This window comes from Kitasatospora sp. NPDC091257, from assembly GCF_044757675.1.
GTDB lineage: Bacteria > Actinomycetota > Actinomycetes > Streptomycetales > Streptomycetaceae > Kitasatospora > Kitasatospora lactacystinica.
The window spans coordinates 1-13506 of sequence record NZ_JBIVVI010000092.1; the positions used below are offsets into that span (position 1 = coordinate 1).

At 76.6% G+C, this 13506-nt stretch carries 2 protein-coding genes and 1 pseudogene; all 3 read left to right on the top strand.

The features are described from left to right. Positions 1 to 10959 (top strand): annotated as a pseudogene (locus ACIQOV_RS06755) (type I polyketide synthase); the annotation flags it as partial. A 2-nt stretch (positions 10960 to 10961) separates the two neighbouring features. Then, positions 10962 to 11687, top strand: coding sequence for a tyrosine-protein phosphatase (locus tag ACIQOV_RS06760; RefSeq protein WP_401045711.1), 726 nt, complete (start codon positions 10962 to 10964; stop codon positions 11685 to 11687). Continuing rightward, positions 11684 to 13506: glycoside hydrolase family 3 protein (locus ACIQOV_RS06765; RefSeq protein ID WP_401045707.1), on the top strand; the 1823-nt coding region annotated here is incomplete at its 3' end. The genes ACIQOV_RS06760 and ACIQOV_RS06765, both read left to right, overlap by 4 nt.

Genomic DNA, 13506 nt, shown 5'->3' on the forward strand with positions numbered 1-13506 from the left:
GGCACCCTGGGCGGGCTGCTGGCCCGCCACCTGGTGGCCGGGCACGGCGTGCGGCACCTGCTGCTGCTCAGCCGGCGCGGCGCCGACGGCCCGGGAGCTGCCGAACTCGTCGCCGAGCTGCGGGACTTGGGGGCAGCGGCGACCGTCGCGGCCTGCGACGCCGCCGACCGCGAGGCGCTGGCCGCGGTGCTCGCCGCGATCCCCGCCGAGCACCCGCTCACCGGCGTGATCCACGCGGCCGGCACCCTGGACGACGGCGTGTTCGACGCGATGACCCCCGAGCGGGTCGAGGCCGTCCTGCGGCCCAAGGTCGACGCCGCCGTCAACCTGCACGAGCTGACCGCCGACCGCGACCTCGCGATGTTCGTGCTGTACTCCTCCGCCTCCGCCACCTTCGGCACCGGCGGCCAGGCCAACTACGCGGCGGCCAACGCCTTCCTGGACGGCCTCGCCTCCCACCGGCGCGCCCTCGGGCTGCCCGCCCAGTCACTGGCCTGGGGCCTGTGGCAGGAGGCCAGCGAGATGACCCGGCACCTGAACCCGGGCGCCGACGCGCGGACCGACAAGCTCGGCACCGCCCTGGACAGCGGACAGGGCCTCGCCCTCTTCGATGCGGCCACCGCCCTGCCCGCCCCGCACCTGGTGCCGGTCGCCCTGGACCGCACCGGCGGCGGCGAGGTCCCGGCCCTGCTGCGCGGCCTGATCCGGCCCGCGGTGCGCCGTGCCGCCGAGCGCGAGGCCGGCGACACCGGCACCCTGGCCGGACAGCTGCGCAACGCCTCCGCGAGCCGGCGCCGGCAGATCCTGCTCGACCTGGTCCGCGGCAACGCCGGCACCGTGCTCGGCTACGCGGACGCCGAGGCGATCGGCGCCCGGCAGGCCTTCCGCGACCTCGGCTTCGACTCGCTGACCGCGGTCGAACTGCGCAACCGGCTCAACGCCGCGACCGGCCTGCGGCTGCCCGCCACCACGGTGTTCGACCACCCGAACCCGACCGCGCTCGCCGACCACCTGGCCACCAGGCTGCTGGGCGAGAGCGCCCCGGCCCCCGCCGTCGCCACGCCGGCGCCGACGGCCGACCCCGGCGAGCCGATCGCGATCGTCGGCATGGCCTGCCGCCTGCCCGGCGGCGTCGCCTCCCCGGCCGACCTGTGGCGGCTGGTGGCCGCCGGCGAGGACGGCACCGCCGCCTTCCCGACCGACCGCGGCTGGCCCCTCGACGTGGCGCACGGACAGGCCGCCCGGGGCGGATTCGTGGACGGCGCCACCGAGTTCGACGCGGGCCTGTTCGGGATCTCGCCGCGCGAGGCGCTGGCGATGGACCCGCAGCAGCGCCTGCTGCTGGAGACCGCCTGGGAGGCCTTCGAGGATGCCGGCATCGTGGCCGCCGACCTCGGCAACCGCTCCACCGGCGTCTTCGTCGGCGCGGCGGCGTCCCACTACGGCCTCGGCATGCAGATCCCGGACAGCGCGCTCGGCCACCTGATGACCGGCAGCGCGACCAGCATCGCCTCCGGCCGATTGGCCTACGTGTTCGGGCTGGAGGGCCCGGCCATGACGGTGGACACCGCCTGCTCCTCCTCGCTGGTGGCGCTGCACCTCGCGGTGCGGGCGCTGCGCGGCGGCGAGTGCGACCTGGCGTTGGCGGGTGGCGTGACCACCCTCGCCACGCCCGGCGTGATCACGGAGTTCGACCGCCAGGGCGGACTGGCCTCGGACGGGCGCTGCAAGGCCTTCTCGGCCGACGCCGACGGCACCGGGATGTCCGAGGGGGTCGGCCTGCTGCTGGTCGAGCGGCTGTCGGACGCCCGTCGCAACGGGCACCAGGTGCTCGCGGTGGTGCGCGGCAGCGCGGTCAACCAGGACGGTGCGTCCAACGGCCTCACCGCGCCGAACGGGCCCGCGCAGGAGCGGGTGATCCGGCAGGCACTGGCCGACGCCCGCCTGGAGGCGGCCGAGGTGGACGCGGTGGAGGCGCACGGGACGGGGACCCGGCTCGGGGACCCGATCGAGGCGCAGGCGCTGCTGGCGACCTACGGCCGGGGCCGCGGCGACGAGCCGCTGTGGCTGGGCTCGATCAAGTCGAACATCGGGCACACCCAGGCCGCGGCCGGTGTGGCGGGTGTGATCAAGATGGTGCAGGCGATGCGGCACGGGACGCTCCCGGCCACCTTGCACGCCGAGCAGCGGACCTCCGAGGTGGACTGGTCGGAGGGCGCGGTGGAACTGCTCACCGAGGCCCGGCCGTGGCCGGAGGCGGAGCGTCCGCGCCGGGCGGGTGTGTCCTCCTTCGGGATCAGCGGCACCAACGCCCATGTGGTGCTGGAGCAGGCGCCGGCCGAGGAGGCGGCGCCGGTCGGCGAGGTGACGGGGCCGACGCCGTGGGTGGTGTCGGCGCAGAGCGCCGGGGCGCTGAAGGCCCAGGCGGCCCGCCTGGCAGGGGAGTTGGAGTCCGAGACGCTGGAGTCCGGGGCCCGTCCGCAGGACGTGGCGTGGTCGCTGGCGACCGGGCGGACCGGGCTGGCCCACCGTGCGGTGGTGCTCGGCGACGACCGGGCGGCGCTGCTGGACGGCCTGCTCGCGCTGGCGGACGGCCGCCCCTCGGGCGGGGTCGTCACCGGGATCGCGACCGAGGGCCGCACGGCGTTCCTGTTCACCGGTCAGGGTGCGCAGCGGGTCGGCATGGGCCGGGAGTTGTACGAGGCGTTCCCCGCCTTCGCGGCGGCGTTCGACGCGGTCTGCGCGGAGCTGGACGGGAGGCTCGGGCGGTCGGTGCGGGAGGTCGTCCTCGACGGCGTCGAGGACCTGGACCGTACGGTGTGGGCGCAGGCCGGGCTGTTCGCGGTCGAGGTGGCGTCCTTCCGGCTGCTGGAATCCTGGGGCGTGGTCCCGGACGTGCTGCTCGGGCACTCGATCGGCGAGGTGGCGGCCGCCCATGTGGCGGGCGTCCTCTCGCTGCCGGACGCGTGCGCCCTGGTGGCGGCGCGCGGCCGGCTGATGGACGCGCTGCCCGAGGGCGGCGCGATGCTCGCCGTCCAGGCCACCGAGGCCGAGATTCGTGACGCGGTCGGCGACCGGCTGGACGTCGCGGCCGTCAACGGCCCGACCTCGGTGGTGGTTTCGGGTCCGGCGGAGGTGGTGGAGGAGTTCGCGGCCCGCTGGTCGGCCGAGGGTCGCAAGATCCGCCGGCTGACCGTCTCGCACGCCTTCCACTCGGCCCTGATGGAGCCGATGCTCGATGAATTCTCGGCCGTCCTGGCGGAGTTGACCTTCGCCGAGCCGCAGGTCCCGATCGTGTCGAACCTGACCGGCGGGATCGCCGAGCCGGGGCTGCTCGCCACCTCCGAGTACTGGGTGCGTCAGGTCCGGGAGGCCGTCCGTTTCGCCGACGGCGTCGAGGCCCTGCACCGCGAGGGCGTGACCCGTCTCGTCGAGCTGGGCCCGGACGGTGTGCTGACCGCGCTGGCCGCCCAGAGCACCCCTGACGTGGTCGGCGTGCCGCTGCTGCGCAAGGACCGGGACGGCCGCGAGACCGTCCTGACCGCGCTGGCCGCGCTCTGGACGGCGGGCGCCGCGATCGACTGGTCCGCGCTGCTGCCCGCCTCCCGGCGTGTGCCGCTGCCGACCTACGCCTTCCAGCGCGAGCGCTACTGGCCGGAGGCGGCCGAGCCGACGAGCGTCGCGGCCGACCCGGCGGAGGCCCGGTTCTGGGCGGCGGTCGAGAACGAGGACCTGGCGGGCCTCGCCTCCACCCTGGACGCCGACCGGGCGCCCGAGGGTCTGGACTCCGTCCTGCCGGTGCTCACCGCCTGGCGGCGATCGCGCCGTCAGGACGCGGTGATCGACTCCTGGCGCTACCGGGCGACCTGGAAGCCGCTCGCCGGGCTCGTCGGGACCGGCCTCTCCGGGACGTGGCTGCTGGCCGCGCCGGAGGGCTCCGAGCCCGGGGCCGCGCTGGCCGCCGCGCTGGGGGAGGCCGGCGCCGAGGTGCTCCCGTTCGCCCTCGACGCCGTCCCGGCCGGGGTGGCCGGAATCGCCGGCGTCGTGGCGCTGCTTCCCTCGGACGCCCCGGTGTCCGGTGCGGTCGCGCTGCTGCGGGCGCTGGGCGGGGCGGGCGTCGACGCCCCGCTCTGGCTGGTCACCAGCGGTGCTGTCTCGATCGGCCGCTCCGACCCGCTGCGGGATCCCGTCCAGGCCCAGCTCTGGGGCCTGGGGCGGGTCGCGGCGCTGGAACACCCGCAGCGCTGGGGCGGTCTGATCGACCTCCCGGCCGTCCTCGACCCGCAGTCGGCCGAGCGTGCCGTCGCCGTCCTCGGCGGCGGCACCGGCGAGGACCAGGTGGCCGTGCGCGGCGCCGGGGCGTACGGCTGCCGCCTGGCGCGCGCCGCCTCCGGTGCCGCGCCCGCCGCGCCGTGGACGCCGTCCGGTCCGGTCCTGATCACCGGCGGCACCGGCGCGCTGGGCGCGGAGACGGCCCGCTGGCTGGTCGGCCGGGGAGTGCCGAAGCTGGTGCTGACCAGCCGCCGGGGCGCGGACGCGCCGGGCGCCGCCGCGTTGGCCGCCGAGCTGACCGAGGCGGGCGCCGAGGTCGTGGTGGCCGCCTCCGCGACGACCGACCGGGAGGCGCTGGCCGCGCTGCTCGCCGAGCACAGGCCGACCGGCGTGGTGCACGCGGCCGGGGTGGGCCAGGGCGCCGCACCGCTGGCGGACACCGACGAGGCGGAGATCGCCCGGGTGCTCGACGGCAAGGCCGCCGGCGCCGAACTGCTCGACGAGCTGACCGCCGATCTGGACCTCGATCTGTTCGTGGCCTTCTCCTCGGTCGCGGCGACCTGGGGCAGTGGTGGTCAGGGCGTCTACGCGGCGGCCAACGCCCACCTGGACGCGCTGGTGCTGCGGCGCCGGGCGCGGGGTCTGCGGGGCACGTCGGTGGCCTGGGGGCCGTGGGCCGGCGAGGGCATGGCCGCCCAGGGCGAGGCCGCCGAGCAGCTGCGCCGCCGTGGTCTGGCGGTGATGGACCCGCGTCTCGCGGTGCTGGCGCTGGCCCGTGCGGTGGACGGGGACGAGGGCTGTGTGACGGTCGCGGACGTGGACTGGCAGCGGTTCGCGCCGGCCTTCACCGCCGTCCGCACCAGTCGGTTGCTGGCGGAGCTGCCGGAGGCCGGCCGCGGGTCGGCGCCGGTGGCGGCGGTCGAGGGGGCCTCGGCGTTCCTGGACACCCTGGCCGCGGCCGCGGCCGGGCGCCGGGAGCGGATGCTGCTGGACCTGGTCCGGTCGTCCGCGGCGGCGGCGCTGGGCCACACGTCGGTGGAGGCGGTGGACGCCGGTCAGGCGTTCCGGGACCTCGGCTTCGACTCGCTGACGGCGGTGGCCCTGCGGAACCTGCTGGTGAAGGACACCGGGCTCGCCCTTCCGGCGACGCTGGCCTTCGACTATCCGACGCCGGCGGTGCTGGCGGCCCATCTGGCCGGGGAACTGCTGGAGTCGGTACCGGTGACGGTGGCGGCCGCGGAGGAGACCGGTGCGGCGGTGGCCGTCTCGGACGACCCGGTGGTGATCGTCGGCATGAGCGCCCGCTATCCGGGCGGGGTGCGTTCGGCCGCCGGGCTGTGGGACCTGGTGGCCGCCGGGGCGGACGGCGTCACCGGCTTCCCGGTGGACCGCGCCTGGTCGGTCGAGGGCATCGCGGCCGAGGCGGCGCGCGGCGGCTTCGTGGAAGGTGTGACGGAGTTCGACGCCGGGTTGTTCGGGATCTCGCCGCGCGAGGCGCTGGCGATGGACCCGCAGCAGCGGATCCTGCTGGAGGCGTCCTGGGAGGCCTTCGAGGACGCCGGGATCGACCCGCGCTCGGTGCGCGGCGAGCAGATCGGTGTCTTCGTCGGCGCCTCCAACTCCGGCTACAACGCGGTCGGCGGCCTGGAGGAGGCGAAGAGCCACGTCCTGGCCGGCTCGGCGAACAGTGTGATCTCCGGCCGGGTGTCGTACGTCTTCGGGCTGGAGGGTCCGGCCGTCACCGTGGACACGGCCTGCTCCTCCTCGCTGGTGGCCCTGCACTGGGCGGCGCAGGCGCTGCGCGAGGGCGACTGCGAGACGGCGCTGGTCGGCGGTGTGACGGTGATGGTGTCCCCGGCCGCCTTCGCCGAGTTCGACCGCCAGGGCGGGCTGTCCTCGGACGGCCGCTGCAGGTCCTTCGCCGCGGAGGCGGACGGTACGGGCTGGGGCGAGGGCGTCGGCGTCCTGGTGGTCGAGCGCCTCTCCACCGCCCGCCGCCACGGGCACCGGGTCCTGGCCATGCTGCGCGGCAGCGCGGTCAACCAGGACGGCGCCTCCAACGGCCTGACCGCCCCGAACGGTCCGGCTCAGCAGCGGGTGATCCGCCAGGCCCTGGCGAGTGCCGGGCTGTCGGCCGCCGAGGTGGACGCCGTCGAGGCGCACGGCACGGGCACCGTGCTGGGCGACCCGATCGAGGCGCAGGCGCTGCTGGCCACCTACGGCCGGGACCGCGACGGCGAGCCGCTCTGGCTCGGCTCGATCAAGTCCAACATCGGCCACACCCAGGCCGCCGCGGGCGTCGCGGGTGTCATCAAGATGGTGCAGGCGATGCGCCACGGCCTGCTCCCGGCGACCCTGCACGCGCAGCGGCCCAGCCCGAAGGTCGACTGGTCGGCCGGCGCGGTGGAACTGCTCACCGAGGCGCGCCCCTGGCCCGAGCTGGACCGGCCGCGCCGCTCGGCGGTGTCCTCCTTCGGCATCAGCGGCACCAACGCCCACGTCATCCTGGAGAGTGTGCCGTCGGCCCCGGTGGAGGAGCCGAAGGCGGCGCCGGTGCTGCCCGTCTGGGCCGTCTCGGCGAAGACCGCCGAGGGCCTGCGGGACCAGGCGCGGCGCCTGCGGGCGTTCGCCGAGCCCGGCGCGGACGTCCGGGACGTCGCCTGGTCGCTGGCCGGCACCCGGGCGGCGCTCGACCACCGGGCCGTGATCGTCGGCGCGGACCACGCCGAACTCCTGCGCGGCCTGGCCGCGTTGGCGGACGACGCACCCGACGCGGCGGTGGTCCGCGGCGCGGTCGCCGACCGTCGGACCGCCTTCCTGTTCACCGGCCAGGGTTCGCAGTACGCCGCCATGGGGCGGGGGCTGTACGAGGCCTTCCCGGTGTTCGCGGAGGCCTTCGACGCGGTCCGCGCGGAGCTGGACCTCCGGCTCGACCGGCCGCTCACCGACGCGGTGTTCGAGGGCATCGGCATCGACCGTACGGTGTGGGCGCAGGCCGGCCTGTTCGCCGTCGAGGTCGCCTCGTACCGGCTGCTCGAATCCTGGGGCGTGACCCCCGACTTCCTGCTCGGGCATTCGATCGGTGAGATCGCGGCCGCCCACGTCGCCGGGGTCTTCCCGCTGGCGGACGCGTGCGCCCTGGTGGCGGCGCGCGGCCGGTTGATGGACGCGCTGCCCGAGGGCGGGGCGATGCTGGCGGTCCAGGCCACCGAGGCCGAGGTCCGCGCCGCGATCGGCGACCGGCTGGACGTGGCGGCCGTCAACGGCCCGACCTCCGTGGTGGTCTCCGGTCCGGTCGAAACAATCGAGGAGTACGCCGCGCGCTGGTCGGCCGAGGGCCGCAAGACCCGTCGGCTGACCGTCTCGCACGCCTTCCACTCGGCCCTGATGGAGCCGATGCTCGCCGAATTCGCCGCCGTGCTCGCGGAGTTGACCTTCAACGAACCGCGGATCCCGGTCGTCTCCAACCTGACCGGCGGAATCGCCGGGCCCGGGCTGCTCACCACCCCCGAGTACTGGGCGCGGCAGGTCCGGGAGGCCGTCCGCTTCGCCGACGGCGTCGAGACCCTGCACCGCGAGGGCGTTACCCGCTTCGCCGAGCTCGGCCCCGACGGCGTGCTGAGCGGACTGGCGCAGCAGAGCGTGGCGGACGGCGTGTTCGCGCCGCTGCTGCGCCGCGGCCGGGAGGACTCCCGGACCGCGCTGCGGGCGTTGGCCCGGCTGTGGGCGGACGGCGCCGAGGCCGACTGGTCCACGGTGCTGCCCGAGGGCCGACGGGTGGAGCTGCCGACGTACGCCTTCCAGCGGCAGCGGTTCTGGCCGCAGGCCGGTGCCGCCGAGCCCGTCGGCGACGTGGTGGAGGCCAGGTTCTGGGACGCGGTGGAGCGCGAGGACTTCGGCGATCTGGCCGACCTCCTGGACACCCCGGACCCCGCCGAGCTGCTCGGCGCGGCCCTGCCGGTGCTCTCCTCGTGGCGGCAGCGGCGCAAGGTCGACTCGGTGGTGGACTCCTGGCGCTACCGGGTGATGTGGCGGCCGCTCGGCACCCCGGCCGGCGCCCCGGTGCTGACCGGCCGGTGGCTGCTGGCCGTCCCGCGGGCGGCCGCCGAGCACCCGCTGACCGAGGCCGTGGCGGCGGCGATCCGCTCGGCGGGCGCCGAGGTGGTCCGCTTCGAGCCCGTCGGCACCGACCGGGCGGCCCTGGCCGCGCAGCTCGCCGAGGCGGGCCCGGGCACGTTCGCCGGTGTGGTGTCGCTGGCCGCGCTCGCCGGGGAACCGGACCCGGACTCGGCGGTCTCGCCGGGCCTGGAGCTGACCCTGGCCCTGTTCCAGGCGCTCGGCGACGCGGGCGTCACCGCCCCGTTCTGGGCGCTGACCGCGCACGCGGTCTCCGTCGGCCGCTCGGACCGGGCCGCCGACGCCGGACAGGCGCAGGTGTGGGGCCTCGGCCGGGTCGCGGCGCTGGAGTCCCCGGACCGCTGGGGCGGTCTGATCGACCTGCCGTCCGCGCCGGACGCCCGGGCCGGCACCCGGCTGGCCGCCGTGCTCGCCGGTGGCGGCGAGGACCAGGTGGCCGTGCGCGGCTCCGGCACGTACGGCCGCCGACTGGTCCGGGCGACGGCCGGCGCGGGCGCGCCGTCCTGGTCGCCGACCGCCGGGGGGACCGTCCTGGTCACCGGCGGGACCGGCGCGCTGGGCGCCGAGGTCGCCCGCTGGCTCGCCGACCACGGCGTCGCCCGGGTGGTGCTGACCGGCCGTCGCGGGGCGGCCGCGCCGGGCACGGCGGACCTGGTCGCGGAGCTCGCGGCGCGCGGCACCGAGGCCGTGGTCGCCGCCTGCGACGTGACCGACCGGACCGCACTGGCCGCGGTGCTCGCCGCGGTGCCGGCGGACCGCCCGCTGATCGGCGTGGTGCACGCCGCCGGCGTGCTGGACGACGGGGCGCTGGACGCGCTCACGCCGGAGCGCCTGAGGACGGTGCTGGCCGCGAAGGCGGCCGGCCTGGTCATTCTGGACGAGCTGACGCGGGGCCACGAGCCGGAGTTCTTCGTCGCCTTCTCCTCGCTGGCGGGCGCCGTCGGCAGCGCCGGCCAGGGCAACTACGCCGCCGCCAACGCCTTCGTGGACGCCTGGATGGAGGGGCGGCGCGAGCGCGGCCTGCCGGGCGTCTCGGTCGCGTGGGGCCCGTGGGCGAACGAGGGCATGGCGGCCGACCCGGCCCTGGTGCAGCGGCTGCGGCGCGGCGGCCTGCCGCCGATGGACCCGGCGCTCGCCGTCACGGCACTCGCCCGGGCGATCGGCCACGACGGGGCCGCCCTGGTGGTCGCCGACGTCGACTGGTCGCTGTTCGCGGCCGGTGCGGGCGGGCTGCGGCCCAGCGCCCTGCTGGCCGACCTGCCGGAGGCCGCCTCGGCCACGGCCGGCACCCGCGGCGCCGGACCGGCCGAGGAGTTCCGGGCCGAGCTGGCGGCGGCACCCGGGAGCAGGCGCTCCGGGCTGCTGCTGGACGCCGTGCGGTCCTGGACCGCGGCGGTGCTCGGCCACGGCTCGCCGGACGCGGTCGGCGCCGAGCAGGCGTTCCGCGACCTCGGGTTCGACTCGGTGACGGCGGTGGAGTTCCGGAACCTGGCGAGCGCCCGGACGGGGCTGGCGCTGCCGGCCACCCTGGTCTTCGACCGTCCGACCCCGGCCGCGCTGGCGCGCCATCTCGGCGAGCAGCTGTTCGGCGCGGCCGAACCGGCCGTGGCCGCCGAGGTCGCGGACCGCACCCGGGCCGAGGACGAGCCGATCGTGATCGTCGGCATGGCCTGCCGCTTCCCGGGCGGCGCCGGCTCCCCGGACGCGCTCTGGGAGCTGCTGTCCGACGGCGTCGACGCGATGACCGGCATCCCGACCGACCGCGGCTGGGAGGCCGGCTGGACGGGCGTGGACGCGGCCGCCCGGGGCGGATTCCTGGAGGGCGTGGCCGAGTTCGACGCGGGCCTGTTCGGGATCTCGCCGCGCGAGGCGCTGGCGATGGACCCGCAGCAGCGGCTGCTGCTGGAGGCCTCCTGGGAGGCCTTCGAGTCCGCCGGAGTGGACCCGAGGGCGATGCGCGGCCGGCCGGTCGGCGTCTTCGCCGGCACCAACGGCCAGGACTACCCGCTGGTGCTCGCCGCCTCGGAGGAGGACGTGGACGGCCACGTGGCCACCGGCAACGCCGCCTCCGTGCTCTCCGGCCGGATCTCGTACGCGTTCGGGCTGGAGGGCCCGGCGATGACCGTGGACACCGCCTGCTCCTCCTCGCTGGTCGCCCTGCACCTCGCGGCCCAGGCGCTGCGCCGCGGCGAGTGCGAACTGGCCTTCGCGGGCGGCGTCTCGGTGATGTCGACCCCGGTGGTGTTCGCGGAGTTCGACCGCCAGGGCGGCCTCGCGGCGGACGGCCGCTGCAAGGCCTTCTCGGCGGAGGCGGACGGTACGGGCTGGGGCGAGGGCGTGGGCGTGCTGCTGCTGGAGCGGCTGTCCGACGCGCGGCGCAACGGCCACCGGGTGCTCGCGGTGGTGCGGGGCAGCGCGGTCAACCAGGACGGCGCGTCCAACGGCCTCACCGCCCCCAACGGCCCGTCGCAGGAGCGGGTGATTCGCCAGGCGCTGGCGGACGCCGGGCTGTCGGCCGCCGAGGTGGACGTGGTCGAGGCGCATGGCACCCCCTGTTCCGCTCCGCCCAGCCCTTCCCCGCCGCCGACGCGGACGTCGTCGCCCAGCTGCGCGAGCACGGCGTCACCACCGTGGTCGACCTCCGGGGCGAGGCCGAGAGCAGCCCCGAGGACTGGGCCGCCGCCGAGGCCGCCGGCATCGCCGTCGTCGCCGCCCGGATCGAGCCCACCAACGACGAACTGGCCCAGGCCATGCTGACCATGACCACGGCGGAGGACCTCGGCGCCTTCTACCTGCTGATGGCCGAGTCCGCGCCGCAGGCCCTGGCCGCCGCCGTGGAGGCCACCGCCCGCCCCGGCGGGGTGCTGGTGCACTGCGCCGCCGGCAAGGACCGCACCGGGCTGCTCACCGCGCTGCTGCTGGAGCTGCTCGGGGTGCCCGCCGAGGAGATCGTCGCCGACTACGCCCGCACCAACGAGGCGATCCAGCAGATCTGGGCCGGGCTCGCCGACCGCAACCGCGCCGCCCTCAACGAGGTCGAGGCCGGCCGACTGGTCGTCCCCGCCCCGCTGCTGGAGGCCCCCGCCGGGGCGATGAGCGCCTTCCTCGACCTGGTCCGCACCAAGCACGGCGGCGCCGCCGCCTTCCTGGCCGCCTGCGGGGCCACCGCCGAGACACTGGACGCCTTCCGCGCCAAGGCCGCCCGCACCGAGGCCGCCGCCCGTACCGAGGCCGCCGCCCGCACCGCCGTGTCGAACGCCGCCGAGGTGACGGCATGACGACGACCCTCCTGCACCACACCGACGGCACGCCCTTCCGCGACCTCAACCACAACGGCACCATGGAGCCCTACGAGGACCCGCGGCTGCCCGTCGAGGAGCGGGTCGAGGACCTCCTCGGCCGGATGACCGCGGAGGAGAAGGCCGCGCTGATGCTGCACGGCCGGATGCTCCCCGGCGAGCACCCGCCGTTCCCTTCCGGCGCCGACCTGATCACCGAACGCGGCCTCACCCACTTCGCCATGATGGCCGTCCCCGACCCGCGCGCGATGGCCGCGTGGAACAACCACGTCCAGGACCTCGCCGCGGCCGCCCGGCTGGGCATCCCGGTCACCCTCTCCTCCGACCCCCGGCACGGCTTCACCGCCAACCCGGCCACCGCCCACACCGGCGGCGGCTTCAGCACCGGCCCCGAGCCGATCGGCCTCGCCGCCACCGACGATCCCGAACTGGTGCGCCGCTACGCCGACCTGATCCGCCGCGAGCTGTGCGCCGTCGGCATCCGGGTCGCCATCCACCCGATGGCCGACCTCGCCACCGAGCCCCGCTGGGCCCGGATCAGCGGCACCTTCGGGGAGGACCCGGAGCGCGCCTCGCGCATGATCACCGCCTACATCGAGGGCCTCCAGGGCGAGCGGATCGGCCCGGACAGCGTCGCCTGCATGACCAAGCACTTCCCCGGCGGCGGCCCGCAGGCCGGCGGCGAGGACTCGCACTTCGCCGCGGGGCGCCGACTGGTCTACCCCGGCGGCGAGTTGGAGACCCACCTGCGCCCCTTCGAAGCGGCGTTCGCCGCGGGCACCGCGCAGATCATGCCCGCCTACGCGATCCCCTCCGGCAGCGGCCTCGCCGAGGTCGGCGCCAACTTCAACCGGGACGTCATCACCGGCCTGCTGCGCGGGCGCTACGGCTTCGACGGCGTGGTCTGCACCGACTTCAACGCCATCACCGGCATGAGCGTCCCCGGCGTGGTCACCCTGCCGCCGCGGCACTGGGGCGTCGAGGAGCTGTCCGTCGCCGAGCAGGTCGTGCTCACCCTCGACGCGGGCGCCGACCAGCTCGGCGGCGAGACCGACCCGGAGCTGATCCTGGCCGCCGTCCGCTCCGGCGCCGTCACCGAGGCCCGGCTCGACGAGTCGGCCCGCCGCATCCTGCGCGACAAGTTCCGCCTCGGCCTCTTCGACGACCCGTACGTCGACGTGGAGGCCGCCGCCGAACTGGTCGGCACCCCGGAGGGCCGGGCGCTCGGCCGCGAGGTCCAGCGCCGCTCCGTGGTCCACCTGGCCGGCGAGCCGCGCACCGCCACCGCCGCCACCCGGCTCTACGTCGAGGGCATCGACCCGCAGGTCGCCGCCGGTTACGGCACCGTCGTCGAGGACCCGGAGCAGGCCGACCTGGCCGTCGTCCGCCTCGCCACCCCGTACGAGCGGCGCGAGGGCATGCTCGAACAGCACTTCCACAGCGGTTCGCTGGAGTTCGAGGCGGCCGAGGTCGAGCGGCTCACCGCCCTGGCCGCCGCCGTCCCCACGGTCTTCGCCGCCCAGCTGGAACGGCCCGCCGTGCTCACCCCGCTGGCCCCGCACGCGGCCCTGCTGATCGGGGAGTTCGGCGCCGCGGACGAGGTCGTCCTGGATGCAGCCCTCGGCCGCGCCCCGATGACCGCGACCCTCCCGTTCGACCTGCCGGCCTCCGACGCCGCCGTCGCCGCGTCCCGCGAGGACGTCCCCTTCGACACCCGCGCCCCGCTCTTCCGCCACGGCCACCGGCCCGGCCACCGTCCGGAGCCTGGCGAAGTGCTCGCGGCAGTACTGCTCGTCGA